The following is a 14,960-nucleotide window of genomic DNA, read 5'->3' on the forward strand; positions in this document are numbered from 1 at the left end:
CGTTCACGCGAAATCGTCGGGATTTCCGATTCCAGCACTTGCATGCGCGCGCCGAGCTTGATCAGCGCGATGGCACGCATGACCTGAGCAGCGCCCTCAGCGAGGCTCTTCGAAGGGGTGGTCGTGGTCATCTTCAGGCCGCCAGAAGGACGTCGTTAGCGACGGTCGACGCCGTAGCTTCGTTGCTGCGAGCCACGAGGCCCGCGAGCATCGCATCCGTGCTCATGCGGAAGAAGCACAGCACTTGCGACGACGATGCAAGCTTCTGCGTCTGTTCCGGCGAGAGCTTCAGCAGCAAGTCCGCCATGTCCATCGAGAGACCCAGATGCGACTGTGCCGCTGCCCGATCGGATGCCAGAACGCGTCGGGCGAGCATGAGGTAAGACATGTTCAGTTCGCGGATAGCGTTGAGATCGGAGGTGGTGTTCATAGTCGCGGACCAGTGAGTAATTTCGACCTTGCTCGTCGCGCTAACAACGAAGGCGCGAACGAATTGTCTGATTACAAATGGCACTTTGCAACAATTAGTTACACAGGGTAAACGTTTGCGAGAGGCAGGCCGCCTTTTCGCAATCGTTAGCGGGGGTGAAATTCGTTTTGCCGAATGGGCGCTTTGCCACGATAAATTCTGGGCTACGGCCGCCATCCCGAATTTCGTTCCAACATTGGCAATTGGACGGGCTGCCATCACCTTCGTCGCGGCGGGAAAACCGATCGTCGGAACGAGTAATGCCTACCGATTCGGCAATTTAGACTGACGTTTTCCTGCGACAAGTCTACTAGCGATGAAAACTCTACTCGGCGCCTCCGGCTACCAAACGCATCTCCTTGCTGTAGACTACTGTATAAACATACAGTGCGGGGTTCGTCATGGGAGCGCTAGCCCTCGTAGATATTCATCCAAGTTTGTGGCGAGGCTCACAGCTCGCCTCTGCTCGCGTGAACGTCGTGCCGTGTGGATCTGAGACGCTCGCGGCAGAACTCCCAGGCGGCGGTTGGCCCAAGGGCGCACTGACCGACCTGCTGGTGCAGCAGCCGGGTGTAGGTGAGATGCGATTGCTGCTGCCGGCGCTGAAGGCTGTCGCCCAACGGCGCATTGCTTTCCTGCAGCCGCCTCATCGCTTTCAACCGGAAGCAGCGGCGTACTGGGGCCTGCCAGAGACGTCGATCAACGTCGTGCGCGCCCAGAAGACCGCCGATGCACTTTGGGCGGGCGAACAGATCCTTCGTGCGGGCACATTCGGCGCGCTGATTTTCTGGCAAACGCATGTGCGACCGGAAGCGCTACGCCGCCTGCACCTTGCCGCCCAAACGAGTGAATCGCTGTTCTTCATGGTCCGGCCGCTCGCTGCCGCGAGCGATACCTCGCCTGCCCCGCTTCGCATTGCTGTTCGCCCTGCGCGCGACAGCGTTTCATTGGAGTTCGTCAAGCGCCGCGGCCCGGCGCGTGACGAGCCGCTTGTCGTTGGACTGACCCATTCGCCTATCCTGTTGAATCGCCATGCAAGTGTGGATCGGCGTGTATCTGCCGCACCTCAGCCGAGAAGTCTTCCAGCCGAACTGGTCCTCCACGAGTGAGACCGGCTCCGGGTTGGTCGTGCTCGACCACGAACGTGTCACTGCACTCGATCAGGCGGCGCATGAGGCGGGCGTTCGCATCGGCATGCGCAAAGGCGGCGTTCTTACGCTCGCGCCGGATGCGCGCATTCACGACAAAGACGAATTGAAGGAACAGCAGGCCGTCGCGGACGTGGCGACCGCCCTCATGCAGTTCAGCCCGCAGGTCGCGATCGCCGAGGAGCAGACGGTGTTGGTCGATGTGTCGGCGAGCCTGCGCTTATTCGGTGGCGTTCGCGCGCTCAGAAGCGCAATCCGCGCCTCGCTCGCCGCTTTCGGCTTCACGGTCCGGATGAGCGTCGCGCCCACCGGCCAAAGTGCATGGCTCATGGCCCGTTATCGCGGCGGCCGCCGTCTCTCCATCCGTTCGCTGATGCGTCAATTGCCGCGCTTGCCCGCCTTGCTGGTGTTGGAAGCTCGACGCTATGCCGACTGGTTCGATGGTCTAGGATGTACGAGCGTCGCGGACCTGCGGCGCTTGCCGCGCGCCGGTCTGAAAAAGCGCTGCGGCACGGCACTACTGGATACGCTCGATCGCGCCGTCGGCGAAGCGCCCGAACTCTATGAATGGGTACAGACGCCGCCGTCATTCAACGCACGGATCGAGCTGCCGGATCGCGTCGAGCATGCGGAAGCCGTGCTCTTCGTAGCGCGACGGCTCATCGTGCAACTGACCGGCTGGCTCGCGAGCAAACAACTGGCACTCACGCGCTTTTCGATCGAACTCGAACATGAGCGCGGACGCGCAGCGTTGCCGCCAACGACGATTGAGGTCGCGCTCGCGGAACCCACGTGGCACGAGGAACACCTCACGCGCTTGCTGAAAGAGCGGCTTGGACGCGTTGAGCTGGCGGCCGCAGTCATCGCCGTGCGACTTGAAGTGAATGACGTCGAAGCCGCCGAGCCGCCGTCCGACACGCTGTTCCCCGAGCCAGGCGGCAGCGCCGCTGACCATAACCGGTTGATGGAGCTGCTCGTCGCGCGTCTTGGACATGAGAACGTCTTGCGCGCCGCACCCGTGGCCGACCATCGGCCCGAGATCGTCTCGAACTGGGTGCCGGTGACAAGCGACGTCAAAGACTGTCCGCTCCCCGGCGATCAGCCGCGTCCTTCGTGGCTGCTTGAGACGCCGATCCAACTGATGACGCGCCAGCACCGGCCTTTCTACGGCAGTCCCTTGCGCACGGTGTCGCCCGGCGAGCGCGTTGAAGCGGGATGGTGGGGCGGCGAGCTCGTCACCCGCGACTACTTCGTCGCCGAAGCCGACGACCACACCTGCTACTGGATCTACCGCGAGCGCGTTGGCAGTCGCGCCGAAGAAGATCCTCGGTGGTTCCTGCACGGCCTGTTCGGGTGAAGCGATGGACGTCTACACCTCCATGCTGCCCGGCTATGCCGAGTTGCAGTGCTTCTCCAACTTCACGTTCCTCCGCGGCGCCTCGCATTCGGAAGAACTGATTCTGCGTGCGGAGCAGCTCGGTTATCTTGCGATCGCGATCACCGACGAATGCTCGCTCGCAGGCATCGTGCGCGCGCATGTCGCCGCGAAGGAAGCGAATATCCGTCTGATTGTCGGCGCGCATTTCCAATTGGCCAATGCCGACGGCACACCTGCCCTCGCCTTCACGGCGCTGGCCATGAACCGCAATGGCTACGGGAATCTGTCGGAACTGATCACGCTTGCACGCACGCGCACGTCGAAGGGCACCTACCTGCTGACGCCGAACGATCTCGCGCGGCCGGAAGCGCCGTATGACCACCTCAAGGGTCTGCCGGACTGCCTCGTGATCCTCTCGCCCGAGTATCCGGCGAAGGAGGAACGACTGGATGCGCAAATGGAATGGCTAGCGCGCACGTTTGAGGGCCGCTGCTGGGCTGCGCTGACGCTCCACGCCCGCGCGATGGACGACATCCACCGCGGTATCGTCGAGTATGTCGCGGACCAACACGGCGTCCCGGTGGTCGCTACTGGCGGCGTCACCATGCACGTGCGTTCTCGCAAGCCGCTGCAGGATACGCTAAGCGCTGTGCGCCTGAACCGTTCGATTGCCGAGTGCGGGTTCCAGCTCGCGCAGAACGCCGAGCAGCACTTGCGCGCACGGCTACGGCTCGCGAATCTCTATCCCGAGCGGGCGCTGGCCGAGACCTTGACGATCGCCAATCGCTGCACCTTTTCGTTGGATGAACTGCGATACGAGTATCCGGACGAACTGATCCCAGAAGGTACGACCCCAACCGCCTATCTGCGACAGGAAACGTACATCGGCGCGCATCGACGCTTTCCACAGGGTATCCCGCACAAGGTGCAGACGCAGATCGAGCACGAACTCGCGCTCATCGCCGAGCTTCGGTACGAGCCGTATTTTCTGACGGTGTACGACCTTGTGCGCTTCGCGCGCAACGAAGGCATCCTGTGTCAGGGGCGCGGATCGGCGGCGAACTCCGCGGTCTGCTACTGCCTGGGCGTGACGGAGGTGGACCCCGCGCGCAGCTCCATGCTGTTCGAACGCTTCATCTCGAAGGAGCGCGGCGAGCCGCCGGATATCGACGTGGACTTCGAGCACCAGCGACGCGAAGAAGTCATCCAGTACATCTATTGTAAGTACACGCGTACTCGCGCGGCGCTCGCGGCCGCCGTCACGACCTACCGTCCCAAGTCTGCATTGCGGGATTCGGGCAAGGCTTTGGGCGTTGATCCGATCATCGTCGACAAGGTGGCCAAGTCGCATCACTGGTTCGATTCCAGCGCGGACCTGCTCAATCGCTTCGTCGAGTCCGGACTCGACACCTCGACGCCGATCATTCGGCAGTGGGCGAGCCTCGCGTCGCAATTGCTGAATTTCCCGCGCCACCTGTCGCAGCACACCGGCGGCTTCGTCATTGCGCGCGGCAAGCTTTCACGGCTCGTGCCGATCGAAAACGCCGCGATGGTCGATCGCAGCGTGATTCAGTGGGATAAAGATGACCTTGAGGCGCTTGGGCTTGCGAAGATCGATGTGCTCGCGCTCGGCATGTTGTCAGCGATCCGGCGCACGCTGGATCTGATTTCCAAGCAGCGTGGAGAGCCATTTGAATTGCAGGACATTCCGGCAGAAGACGCGAAGACGTACGAGATGATCTGCCGCGCCGATACCGTCGGCGTGTTCCAGATCGAATCGCGTGCGCAGATGAGCATGTTGCCGCGCCTGCAGCCGCGTCAGTTCTATGACCTAGTCATCGAAGTCGCGATCGTGCGGCCTGGCCCGGTCCAGGGCGGCATGGTGCATCCGTACCTGCGCCGGCGGCAAGGACTGGAAGCTGTGTCATTCCCCTCACCCGAGATGGAAACGGCGCTCGCTCGCACGCTCGGCGTGCCGATCTTTCAGGAGCAGGTGATGCAGGTCGCCATGCTCGCAGCAGGCTTCAGTGCCGGCGAGGCCGACCAGCTTCGCCGCGCAATGGCCGCGTGGAAGCGAAAAGGCGGACTGCAGCACTACTACGACCGCATCGTGACCGGCATGCTCGAGCGCGGCTACGACCGCGAGTTCGCCGAATCGATCTTCGCGCAGATTCAGGGCTTCGGCGAGTACGGCTTCCCGGAGAGCCACGCGGCGAGCTTCGCCCTCCTCGTCTATGCAAGCTGCTGGCTGAAGTGCCACGAACCGGCCGCATTCCTGTGCGCGATGCTCAACAGCCAGCCGATGGGCTTTTATTCGCCCTCGCAGCTCGTGCAGGACGCGAAGCGCCATAAGGTGCGCGTGCTACCGATCGACGTCACCATCAGCAACTGGGATTCGTTTCTTGAAGGCGACGGTTCAATGGCGCCGGTGCGCCTTGGCATGTCGCTGATTCGGGGCATGCGGGACGAGTCCGCCGCCCGCATCGAGGCCGCGCGAGCCGTGCGTCGTTTCGAGTCGGTCAACGATCTTGCCAACCGAGCGCGCCTCGATCGCCGCGACCTTCAACTGCTCGCCGACGCGAACGCCCTATCAGCTCTTTCCGGCAATCGGCGCGAAGCGCTTTGGCAGGCTGTGGCAGCGGTGCCCGACAAGGACTTGTTGCGCGCTACGACGCGCGAGGAAGAGCTGCCGATGCTCGCAGCGCCGAACGAGGCGCAGGAGATCGTCAGCGACTATCGTGCAACGGGCCTGACCTTGGACCGGCACCCGCTTGCGTTGCTGCGTGAATGGCTTAACGAGAAGAAGATCTTCGCTGCGTCGAAGCTCGCCACCTATCCGAACGGACGGCTTGCTAAGGCGTGCGGCATCGTCACCGTGCGCCAACGGCCCGGCACAGCGAACGGTGTTCTTTTCATCACGTTGGAGGACGAGACCGGCCAGATCAACGTGATCGTCTGGCCGTCGCTCGTCGAGAAGTTCAGGAAGGAAGCGCTCGGCGCATCTTTGCTTGGCGTGTATGGCGTATGGCAAACGGAAGGCGAGGTGAAACACCTTGTCGCGAATCGACTCGTCGACATGACGGGTCTTCTGGGTAAGTTATCTACCTCCAGCAGAAACTTTCACTGAAGGCGAGACTCCGCATATGTCGCGGCATCCTGTCAAAGTTCGCCCCTACAGCATGGTTTGCGCTCAAGAACCAGCTCAGTCGACGCGACGCCATGCGTCGTCGATAGCACCGAACACGGGAGGTACGAAGTCGTGCCCCTCAAACGACACCGGCCGGTCGTCTTTCGGGTAACCCAACGCCGGCGACGCACGCAGCATGTTCAGTAGGCGATAGCTGTACTTACCTGTTGCGGCTACCTCGGCTAGAACATCCGCTTCAATCTGGTGAAGTATCGCCCACGTCAGTACACCACCCGCGCGATATCGCCTCACGATTGTGGGCACCGCCTCGTTCATGGCGGCGTCAGCCGCAAATAATTGGTCCATCGCCTCTTTTCGCTCTCCGCGGTCAGTCGTTTTGCCAGTAATCCATAAGGGAAGGTGACTACATTCCGTCACGATCTACGAAGGAAGCCAAACCCTGCGGCTCAAGATTCCCCTAACTCGTGGCAAGACGTCCGCGTCGTCCTGTCGGCGCCAAGGCTGGCGCACCTCATTCAGGCTCTAGCGCATGCTCCACCGGACATGCGTCGCACGACCGCCGGTCGCACAAACGGCAAACTTGGTATGCCCCATCGGTGTCGTGTATCAAGCCACTCAACACTTTCTCTGCCAAGCGACCAAGCGTCTCGCGTTCACTACGACTTAGCAGCTTGAGCTTATCCGCGATGCTGGTCCGCCTCGCAGTCAATATCGCGGCGAAGCTAACCTTCCCATCGCGCGTGAGGTGTAGAGCTACCGCGCGCCGGTCCGCGACGCTCGTTCGGCGCTCAACTAAGCCGTCTGCAGTGAGTCGGTCTACTAGTCGAACTGTCCCCGGGTGTGAAAGTCGCAGAGCACGGCGCAATTGCTCAATAGCCAGTCCCGGCTCGTGACCAAGCAACGCGATAGCTGCAGCTGCTGGACCGGGTTCAGGTGCCTGCGCCTGCGTACCATCGTGTAGCGAGTCCGACAAGGCCAGCGCCAACGCGCCGACGACGTTTTCAATTTTGCAATCGTCCATAGCGAAATTTTATATGCTCCACGCATACAAATCAAGTCCGATTTGATATATGTTTGGCGCATACATTGATTGAGACGGTCGCGCCACTCGGTTCGGCGACGTCCATCAAATCCCGTCTTCACCGAGCGCTCTGAGGAAATGGCTATGACACACATCAAACCGATCGCAACTAGCGAGTACGACCCTGTGGTCCAGGCGGCACAGGCCTATGTCGATGGATACCGCGCGGGAGATATCGCAGGAATTGAGCGTGCCTTCCATCGCGACGCCGTGATGTGGGGCTTCAGCGGAGATCAACTTGTTCAAGGTCCTGCAATCCCGGCATTCAAAAGCTTCTTCAACTCCCTCGGCGCCTCACCGGACGCCGTCGCTCGGGTCGATGTCTTGGCCATCGCGCCTACCGCTGCAGTGGTCCGGGTGGACATGGAGAACGACGTCAATCGCGCAAGCTTTCATGATTATCTTTCGCTGCTCAAGATTGATGGTCAGTGGAAGATTATCTCCAAGGTGTTTCAACGATACGCATAAACGATCGGCTCAATGGAGTTGTGAACTGCACGTTGATGTATTGCGAGCAAACGCAACTCGCTAGTCCCATGCTAGTTGTCTCCAAGACATTGTCAACCGGAGACGACCGCCCCTCGCGGACCTGCCGTTCCAGCATGTCCGCGCTCTCGATAAAGGAACGCCTCGGATTGGATGCCGAGGCGTTCGTGAGCACCGACCAGCAGTCGTCACGCCTCGCGAGCTGACAAGGGGCCAACGACATGACTTAAGGGCTCATCTTCTTGTCAGGGTTGTATCAAATGGATTTATTGACCGGTGTTCTTTCCCTCGTCCCGATCACAGGGAGCCTCGATTCGCGCTGCCATTTCGGGGGAGCATGGAAAATCGAACGGCCCACCGCCGAACCCCGAGTGATCCACTACTACGTGATGCTGACCGGAAAGGCGTGGCTGGACATTCCGGCGGGCGACGCTCTGGAGTTATCGCCAGGGGACATTGTTTTCTTTCCAGGCGGAGATGCCCATCGTTTGCACGGTGGTAGCGGTCACCTTCTGGGCTCGTCAGCGACGCGCCGGAGCAGCCATCTCCTCGCTGCGGCCGACTTGCCACCGACAGATGTGCTTTGCGGGCGGATTTTCCTTCATGGACCATGTCCGCAACTGCTGCTTCGGCATCTACCCGGCCGGCTAGTAATCAACAGTAAGGATGCAAAAAGCAAAGATCCGCAGGCATCCGTGGTTGGCTCTCACCTGTATCAACTCGCTGAGTTATTACGCGATGAGGCAATCGCACAGGATCCTCGCTCTGCCACCACGTTAAGCCATATGGCGGTTGCGTTGTTTGGGATGACGTTGCGCCTGGGCTCCATGGTTGATGACGCACCGAAGGGACTGCTGGCGCTTTTGGGAAGCCGTCAATTGCGCCCTGCCCTAGCCGCGCTCTTCGATCAGCCACAGGCAAATTGGACGTTGCTCGGTCTGGCCAAGCTTTGCAGCTTGTCACGTGCGACCTTCGTCAGGCACTTCGATCGGGCCTGTGGTCGCTCCGCGATAGACTTGCTGACCGAAGTTCGCATGACGATTGCTGGTGTCAAGCTTGAATCCACGCGGCTGCCGGTATCAGACGTTGGCAAAGCTGTTGGATATCAGTCAACCGCCGCCTTCCAGCGTGCTTTCAAAAGTCACAGCGGAATAACGCCCGCGCGATGGCGGCTGCAGGCTCGAAACCCAGCCGCGGGCTGATCGGACCGGCTGATTTAATCCAACGTGGGCAGTCGCCGACTCGGCCTGCCCGTCTGGCGCGCTAGTGGCTGAAATACCACGAGCCAGCCGCGTAAATGACGTCGATCGCTATGCTCGGCGCGCGTTGATGCGGCCGACGCGAGCAGCCTTTCAACGGCATTGGATCATTTGTCGACATGAAGTCGCGCCGCGCATCAAACGTCCGGTTGTGGCCCAATGTCTGTCAGCACCCATTCATCATCGACAGCCCCCCGCGATTGGACATACAACTGGACGCGCGTGGCTGGCTAGCAGCAGATGCGGCGGCCCTGTCGCTTGTCGCAGTGGCCGCGTCCATCGGCGGGGCGGCCACCGCCTCGTAGGTTTTGAAAGTGAGCCCATTGAAAAGCGAGATGGCCAATACAAAAGCACCGAACAAGGCGAAAAAAACGCCTAGTGCAACGTCACGTAGTCGCAATTCGTAGCTTTCCCCCTTTTTTATTCCAAAATCGCCCTGCGTTTGCTTGTCGATCTGGAATAGTCGATAGCCGAAGTAAATGCTGAGGATGCCGCCGATGACGATAAGCACACGATAAAAGACGAGCGCTGCAAACTCTAGGTTCATCGCTTACCTCGCTGCGGTTACCGCGCAGACGGGATTCATGGTTCGTCCCGAGCTGCCCGGCGGTAGATCAACGCTGGAGGCCTTTCCACGCGTCGATCTTGGTGGATAACGTCGACATGTTGTCGGCTAACGCCTCACCTTCAATCCGCAAACGCTCCGTGAAGGCCAACATCGCCACGTGTATTTCCTCGCGTCGGTGTTGCATTCTGGGATGGGCCAGTATTGGCGCATCTCTGTCCACGGTAAGCTTATGCAAAATCGACATTGCGTGCATGATCTGCGCGGCGCGATCATAGGTCTTCACGATCAACACGCGCAATTCTGGATCGTCAATCTTGCCAACGCGCGATGCACTTGCCGGGTAGACCACAAACACCGATTCCCGGATGGGGTATGGCAGCGCTAATGGGGTCGGTTTGTCCAGCTTCTGAAGTGTCAGCAGCGGGTTCAACGCGTCCGCCCGGAATATCCGGTACATGACTTCGAGTTCCGCGTATACCGCATCGACGAATGCGCGGGTTTCAGCTGCATCGGCGACCTTGGCGCGACGTGCTTCCCCCTGTGCAGCCCAGGCAGCACCCGCTATCGCGGCCACTGTGCCGATGGCTTGTGCCCACGCAGCGGCGGTTTGACCGAACGTGCCACCGACAATCAGCGCCAATAGCAACGACGCAACCAGCACGTAGCAGCCACGCTTGATCCACGACCACCAATCAATCTCATCCACCGCCGCCCTCGCTATCGTGTTGTTGCGCGGGCCGATCATAGCAGTCAGCGAAAGGGGGTGCGCCTCAAGGACAAACTCATTCGCAAGGCGTCCTTCATTTGCGCAGAGCCGAGACGAATGACCGGGCTGTGGTCGCTCCCGTGACCACCAAGCATGCCCTTCGGCGGCTTGCCGTTTGAATGGCGGCTATGTCGACGGGGGAATGGCTCATGTGCCCGAACTCGGTCGAGGCGAAGACCCTTGGATTCCCTGTACGTCAGAAACCGTAGGACGCATCGCCCCAACGTCGTAGGACACGATAGTCGTGTTCGGGCAAGACGATTAACCCTGCTTCCGCTGCTTCTAGCACCCGCTCCATCTGCCCGCTTTTCACGAGATCGCCATGCAGCCCGTAGAAGTACCACGCGAAGGGCATTCCGATCCGTTCGTCGAACTGCGTGAGCTTCCCGTAAAGGCTGTACACGTCGAGGTTCCGCGTGTTCTTCAACTCGGCGACCTTGCGGGTATGCGCCCACTGAGGGACGAAGCTCAGCTCTCTGTCGCCCTGCTGGTCAACATAGTCTTGGGTGTTAAACGTCCAGCGTTGGCAGACGCGCTCCCCGCGGCGGCCGGCGCTTGAGTCCGTCCAGTCATCGAAGAAACGCCGACCGGACCATTGCATCTGTTCGTAACCGGGCGTGAGTTCTCGTATGGTCAGACTGCGCTGCTCACCGGTACTGCAGTCCGTCTCGATCACACGTCGATCGCCGCGTACGCGATGGCGATCGAGGTAGAGCTTCTCAGCAAGCTCGGCAAACCGCTGCATGTCGATTACCTCATGCAGTCGGTAACGTGGCTCACCGAGCGAGCGTCGTTCGAATTGCTCGGCCCCCATGCTGCTCGACCCATGTCGCAGGTCGGTGAGGTCTGGCAACCCCCAACTGTCGGTGCGAGGGAGGAGCTCGCGCTCCACGAATTCTTGCTCTTCCCACACTGCGATCTGGACGAAGTTGTCCTGTTTGCCCCCACGGTCGTGAACGAAGTAATGAAGCAATAGCGCGTTCTCGGTGACCAGGTATCCCGCATCCTTGTGCGCCAGCCATACCGCGCGTGCTGAACCGCCATGTACCTCCAGTTCCGCCTCGATCCACGCTCGATAGTCAGGCGAAATTTCACGGCCCTCGGCATCAATGATTCGAGCCGGTGATGGGCCGTATGTATCGCGCGTCATGACGTAACGCAGAGACCGGTAGTCGGTGCGTGTCGCGAACGTCGTCAACAAATCGGCGTGCTTTTTGGTGACCGGCGTTGCGGCGACGATAGTGCCCAATACGTCCGTTGGTAGTTCGTACTCTTTGCTCATGCTGGGGTCCTATAGCCGAGGGACGCCTATCGTCACAGGCTCGCATTCATCCCGCCGGAGCCCCGGTCGAGTCGCCGACGCCGAGTGCGCCGACCACACTGGTCAGGTACATCCAGGTGGATTTTCGAGACGCCCTTGTCAGTTGATGCGATTCCATTCGGCGTAGATAGCGCCGAAGACCGTAGGGAAGACCACATCGTGGCCTTCGAACGAAACCGGCCGTTCGTCATTTGGATAGCCCATCGCGGGAGAGGCCCGCAACATGCCGAGCATCCGCGCGCTGCGTTCACCGGTGGATGCAACCTCGCTGAGAACCTCCGACTCGATTTTATGAATTAGCGCCCAAGTCAGCGTCCCGGCCTGCCGATGGCGTTGCACGGCTGCAGGCACGGCGTCTTTCAAGGCCGCATCGGCGGCATACAGTGCGTCCATTTTTTCTCCGTTTCCTAATTGGGCAGTGCGTGCTTTCGTAGCAGTGCCCTGATCGCATCGTCGACGGTCGACCGGAGCACAAAGTCAGGACCTCGCGGTAGCAGCGCGGCGAACGCTTCACTCAGCGAGTAAGCGACCTCAGCCACATCGCGCTCACGAACGATTATCCTCAATCCAGCGGTAAGCTCGGCTTCAAGTTCACGATCGTTGATCCGGAGTTCGATAGTAGCCATCGTCTCATCTCCTATGCGATGCGTCGTTTCCCTCACTCGTGGTCGCGAAGGTCCGACAAGGATTCTTCGAGCATGTCCGCCGCGTCCGAATGGAGCCGCACCACGGTATCGGTTAGCGGCTCGCCGTTGGGCATCTTGCGTGACTCAGCAGAATCGCGCAAAACGTTAATCGCTGCCCGCAGAGCAAGCGCTGGAGTCAAATTGGACATGGTTCGTTTTCCGTGTTCAATCGCTAAGCCAGTTCTCGAGCCTGACGCCCGGATAATTGACAAAGTCTTTTGTGTTGTTCGTGACGAGAGCAACATCGAGCGCAACCGCATGTGCAGCGATCAGCTTATCCAGCTGGTCCTTCTTACGCTCGCGCGTAGCCTCACGAATCGGGCCATATGCCACCGCCGCCGCAGCATCGAACGGAGCCACCGGAATGTCCTCAATCAACGCGGCGAGGGTGCGCCGTTCTTTGGCCGGATTTGCACAAACGGCGACCCCGTATTCCAACTCTGCATACGTGATAGCTGACATGACCACGTCACCAACAACGCATTCCGCGAAGCGTTTTGCCACCTGCTCGGGCTGATTCTTCATCAGGTAGATGCACATATTGGTATCGAGCATGAAGCGCGGCATTACAGGCCCTCACGTTCTGCTTGCTCCTGCTCGCCTCGTCCCTCGGCCATAAAATCGGGGCTGAATCTGGCGAATTTCTTCAACACACCGGCAAGCGGTCGACGCGCCGGTCGGATGCGGATTTCATCGCCCACGCGTTCGATCTCAAGCTCAAGGTCGCTGCGCTCATAGGCGAGGTCAGCAGGAATGCGGACGGCCTGGGAATTGCCGTTCCTGAAAACTCGCGTCGTTTGCATCTCGTTCCTCGTGACGTGTGTACAATGGATGTACTATAAGCGATCAACGAGCAAATGTAAATACGCGTGTGTACGCGGCTGGCCGGGCCGACGCAGTGAGCCGCAAGCAGGCGCTTAGCGACTATCGGTCGACGAGCCTCACGTTCGACCGGCATCCTCTTGCTGCGTGAACGGCTCAACGAGAAGAAGATCTTCGCGGCGTTGAAGCTCGCCACCTATCCGAAGGGTCGGCTTGCCGAGGCATGCTGCGCTTCGTCGACCTCGGATCCCGGCGGCCAGAGCATCGTCACGATGAACCGCGCTAGGGTTCCGCGTAGCTTCGCCTCCGCTCGCGCGCAATCACTTTCCGCCTCCTGTGCGAGCTCGAGAACGACGAGGATCCCATCGGTCAAGGTCGTTAGCGTGTGCAGGGGGTTCGCCGCCGTCGCCGGTCCGAAGGAACTTGGCGTGTCGGCGAGACCGGGGACAACGGGCTCGAGGTCGCTCGGAGAAAGGCAGTCGCCCTCTTTCAGCGCGAACAGCGACTCGGGGAGGATCATCGGGTCAGCCGCCTGCACGGTGAACAGGACCGGACTGTCCACGATTTTCATGACGCGACGCTTGTGGCGCGCGTAGGCTTCCAATGCGCCAAGTCGGAGATACGTCGACCGTCGATGCGAGAAAACCATAGAGTCGGATGCGCGGACCTCGGCGCGAAAGGTAGAGGCGTCCAATTTTACCCACGCGAAGCTATGTCGATGGTTTCGGAACTCGTCGCAGAACTTTTAAGCCAACTTGGTTTTCTTAACTGCGTCGAGGCCGTCGGTAGCGTCGAACAGGGATCCGGAAAGCTCCGCAATCAGTCTCGCCTGGCACTGCGGCGTAAGGCGCTCGCGGCGGCCAAACTGTTCCACTGCCGCCCGCAGGCTTTCGGCCGCGGTCCCACCGTCTATGGGATCGATCTTTCCGGCGTGAAAAACGGTGGCGATGCCATGACTGCGCAGAATGCGCGCAAAGTCTCCCAACTGTGAAGGGAGGTGCGACGCTGACTGCCAGGTCGCAAGCTCTTTCTCAAGACGTTCGATCTTCTCGGCCATCGCTTTGATTGACGCGGATTCGGCTAGGGCGCTCAATTTCGTGTTGTTTGTGGGCATCAGCGGCGTCTATCTGGCAGCGGATCAAGTTGTTATTCGTTCAGGCTTTCCGGCTCTAATTGCTGCGGCGCTCACGTATCCGATGCGTCACTTGCCATGCCAGAAACGCGGCGGGTGCGGAGAAGAGAAGGATTTGCCCGATCAGAGAGCCGGGCCACATCATCCGAGCTATGACAGCCCCGCAAATAAGCAGCGCGACGAATGCCGTCGTAAAAACCTCCGTCTGCATTTTTCCTCCGGTTTCCCGTTGTTCGATCTTTTTCGGTCAGTTCAAGGCCGAGCCTTGTCCCGGCGCTCTCATCAGTACGCGAACCGCTCTTAACGATGAGGCCGACAGCAGCAACAAGGACAAACCAAACGCCAGCATCGACCATGAAAAGACGGACCGCGAGGTTGCCGCCGAGTCAAGCATGCCTTGCGCCTCCAGCTTCCGTTCCCGGACATTTTCTACAGACGCCTTCGCCTCAGCGCTATCACCATGCGTTACCTGATTAGTCGTTACTGCAATGAGCGTCGCCGCCAGCGTCGCATTCGAATTCGCAGAGAACGACGTTAAGGCCGTCGCTGCGCTAATACCGGTCGCGCCGACAGCCACCGTCAACGCGATTGCGACAACTTTGTTTCCAACCATTTTCATCTACCTCACCAGTTTTTGCTTTCACTCGCGGCCTGAATCGCGACCCTCGACGTGCCAACCCCCCGCCAACCCTTCTA

The 14,960-nt window shown here is 60.1% G+C and carries 20 protein-coding genes; 5 read left to right on the forward strand and 15 right to left on the reverse strand.

Translation table 11 applies throughout. From position 1 onward, the window contains the following. A partial coding sequence (locus tag AWB70_RS38330) for a FlhC family transcriptional regulator (protein ID WP_235024315.1) occupies nt 1-131 on the reverse strand: 131 nt, incomplete at its 3' end. 2 nt (nt 132-133) lie between these two features. Further along, the gene (locus AWB70_RS19930; protein ID WP_060854126.1) at nt 134-430 is read right to left on the reverse strand and encodes a flagellar transcriptional regulator FlhD; all 297 of its coding nucleotides are present in this window, start codon (nt 428-430) and stop codon (nt 134-136) included. A 440-nt stretch (nt 431-870) separates the two neighbouring features. Between AWB70_RS19930 and imuA the strand changes: the two genes are divergently transcribed. From imuA to AWB70_RS19945, 3 genes are read left to right on the forward strand one after another with little or no spacing between them, the layout of a single operon-like run. Next, complete coding sequence (gene imuA, locus AWB70_RS19935; protein ID WP_087086302.1) at nt 871-1,578, forward strand: translesion DNA synthesis-associated protein ImuA; 708 nt, start codon at nt 871-873, stop codon at nt 1,576-1,578. Then, on the forward strand, nt 1,502-2,974 hold the full coding sequence (locus AWB70_RS19940) for a Y-family DNA polymerase (protein WP_060854127.1): 1,473 nt from the start codon (nt 1,502-1,504) through the stop codon (nt 2,972-2,974). Before imuA ends, AWB70_RS19940 begins: the two co-directional genes overlap by 77 nt. Before the next feature lie 4 nt (nt 2,975-2,978). Further along, nucleotides 2,979-6,122, forward strand: coding sequence for an error-prone DNA polymerase (locus AWB70_RS19945; RefSeq protein ID WP_060854128.1), 3,144 nt, complete (start codon nt 2,979-2,981; stop codon nt 6,120-6,122). Between the two features lie 75 nt (nt 6,123-6,197). Here the strand turns inward: AWB70_RS19945 and AWB70_RS19950 are convergent, their stop codons facing one another. Together AWB70_RS19950 and AWB70_RS19955 are read right to left on the reverse strand one after the other, a co-directional pair. After that, nucleotides 6,198-6,488, reverse strand: coding sequence for a DUF2471 family protein (locus AWB70_RS19950; RefSeq protein ID WP_053572575.1), 291 nt, complete (start codon nt 6,486-6,488; stop codon nt 6,198-6,200). 166 nt (nt 6,489-6,654) lie between these two features. Beyond that, nucleotides 6,655-7,164: a MarR family winged helix-turn-helix transcriptional regulator gene (locus tag AWB70_RS19955; RefSeq protein WP_063786792.1), complete on the reverse strand. Its 510-nt coding sequence runs from the start codon at nt 7,162-7,164 to the stop codon at nt 6,655-6,657. Between the two features lie 144 nt (nt 7,165-7,308). Between AWB70_RS19955 and AWB70_RS19960 the strand changes: the two genes are divergently transcribed. Together AWB70_RS19960 and AWB70_RS19970 are read left to right on the forward strand one after the other, a co-directional pair. After that, a complete protein-coding gene (locus AWB70_RS19960) occupies nt 7,309-7,692 on the forward strand; it encodes a nuclear transport factor 2 family protein (protein ID WP_053572576.1) in 384 nt (127 codons plus the stop codon). A gap of 278 nt (nt 7,693-7,970) precedes the next feature. Beyond that, nucleotides 7,971-8,912: an AraC family transcriptional regulator gene (locus AWB70_RS19970; RefSeq protein ID WP_063786798.1), complete on the forward strand. Its 942-nt coding sequence runs from the start codon at nt 7,971-7,973 to the stop codon at nt 8,910-8,912. 223 nt (nt 8,913-9,135) lie between these two features. Here AWB70_RS19970 and AWB70_RS19975 read toward each other — a convergent pair whose 3' ends face one another. The 11 genes from AWB70_RS19975 to AWB70_RS20020 form a co-directional block, all read right to left on the reverse strand. Next, nucleotides 9,136-9,516 (reverse strand): hypothetical protein, encoded by a 381-nt coding sequence (locus tag AWB70_RS19975; RefSeq protein WP_053572578.1) that lies wholly within the window; start codon nt 9,514-9,516, stop codon nt 9,136-9,138. Nucleotides 9,517-9,583: 67 nt separating this feature from the next. Further along, on the reverse strand, nt 9,584-10,282 hold the full coding sequence (locus AWB70_RS19980; RefSeq protein WP_053572579.1) for a hypothetical protein: 699 nt from the start codon (nt 10,280-10,282) through the stop codon (nt 9,584-9,586). Between the two features lie 217 nt (nt 10,283-10,499). Beyond that, nucleotides 10,500-11,585: a hypothetical protein gene (locus tag AWB70_RS19985; RefSeq protein WP_060854131.1), complete on the reverse strand. Its 1,086-nt coding sequence runs from the start codon at nt 11,583-11,585 to the stop codon at nt 10,500-10,502. A gap of 138 nt (nt 11,586-11,723) precedes the next feature. Further along, the gene (locus tag AWB70_RS19990) at nt 11,724-12,017 is read right to left on the reverse strand and encodes a DUF2471 family protein (protein ID WP_053573071.1); all 294 of its coding nucleotides are present in this window, start codon (nt 12,015-12,017) and stop codon (nt 11,724-11,726) included. Between the two features lie 14 nt (nt 12,018-12,031). Then, entirely contained in the window at nt 12,032-12,250 is a 219-nt protein-coding gene (locus AWB70_RS19995; protein WP_053573070.1) for a hypothetical protein, read from the reverse strand. A gap of 32 nt (nt 12,251-12,282) precedes the next feature. Further along, the gene (locus AWB70_RS39055; RefSeq protein ID WP_167351039.1) at nt 12,283-12,459 is read right to left on the reverse strand and encodes a hypothetical protein; all 177 of its coding nucleotides are present in this window, start codon (nt 12,457-12,459) and stop codon (nt 12,283-12,285) included. A gap of 16 nt (nt 12,460-12,475) precedes the next feature. Next, complete coding sequence (locus AWB70_RS20000) at nt 12,476-12,877, reverse strand: type II toxin-antitoxin system VapC family toxin (protein ID WP_053573069.1); 402 nt, start codon at nt 12,875-12,877, stop codon at nt 12,476-12,478. Beyond that, nucleotides 12,877-13,113: a type II toxin-antitoxin system VapB family antitoxin gene (gene vapB / locus AWB70_RS20005; RefSeq protein ID WP_053573068.1), complete on the reverse strand. Its 237-nt coding sequence runs from the start codon at nt 13,111-13,113 to the stop codon at nt 12,877-12,879. Before vapB ends, AWB70_RS20000 begins: the two co-directional genes overlap by 1 nt. A 215-nt stretch (nt 13,114-13,328) precedes the next feature. Beyond that, complete coding sequence (locus AWB70_RS20010) at nt 13,329-13,703, reverse strand: hypothetical protein (protein WP_053573067.1); 375 nt, start codon at nt 13,701-13,703, stop codon at nt 13,329-13,331. 174 nt (nt 13,704-13,877) lie between these two features. Beyond that, nucleotides 13,878-14,246, reverse strand: coding sequence for a hypothetical protein (locus AWB70_RS20015; protein ID WP_235024294.1), 369 nt, complete (start codon nt 14,244-14,246; stop codon nt 13,878-13,880). A 265-nt stretch (nt 14,247-14,511) separates the two neighbouring features. Then, a complete protein-coding gene (locus AWB70_RS20020) occupies nt 14,512-14,883 on the reverse strand; it encodes a hypothetical protein (RefSeq protein ID WP_060854133.1) in 372 nt (123 codons plus the stop codon). Between the last annotated feature and the right edge of the window lie 77 nt (nt 14,884-14,960).

It is taken from the genome of Caballeronia cordobensis (assembly GCF_001544575.2).
Lineage (GTDB): Bacteria > Pseudomonadota > Gammaproteobacteria > Burkholderiales > Burkholderiaceae > Caballeronia > Caballeronia cordobensis.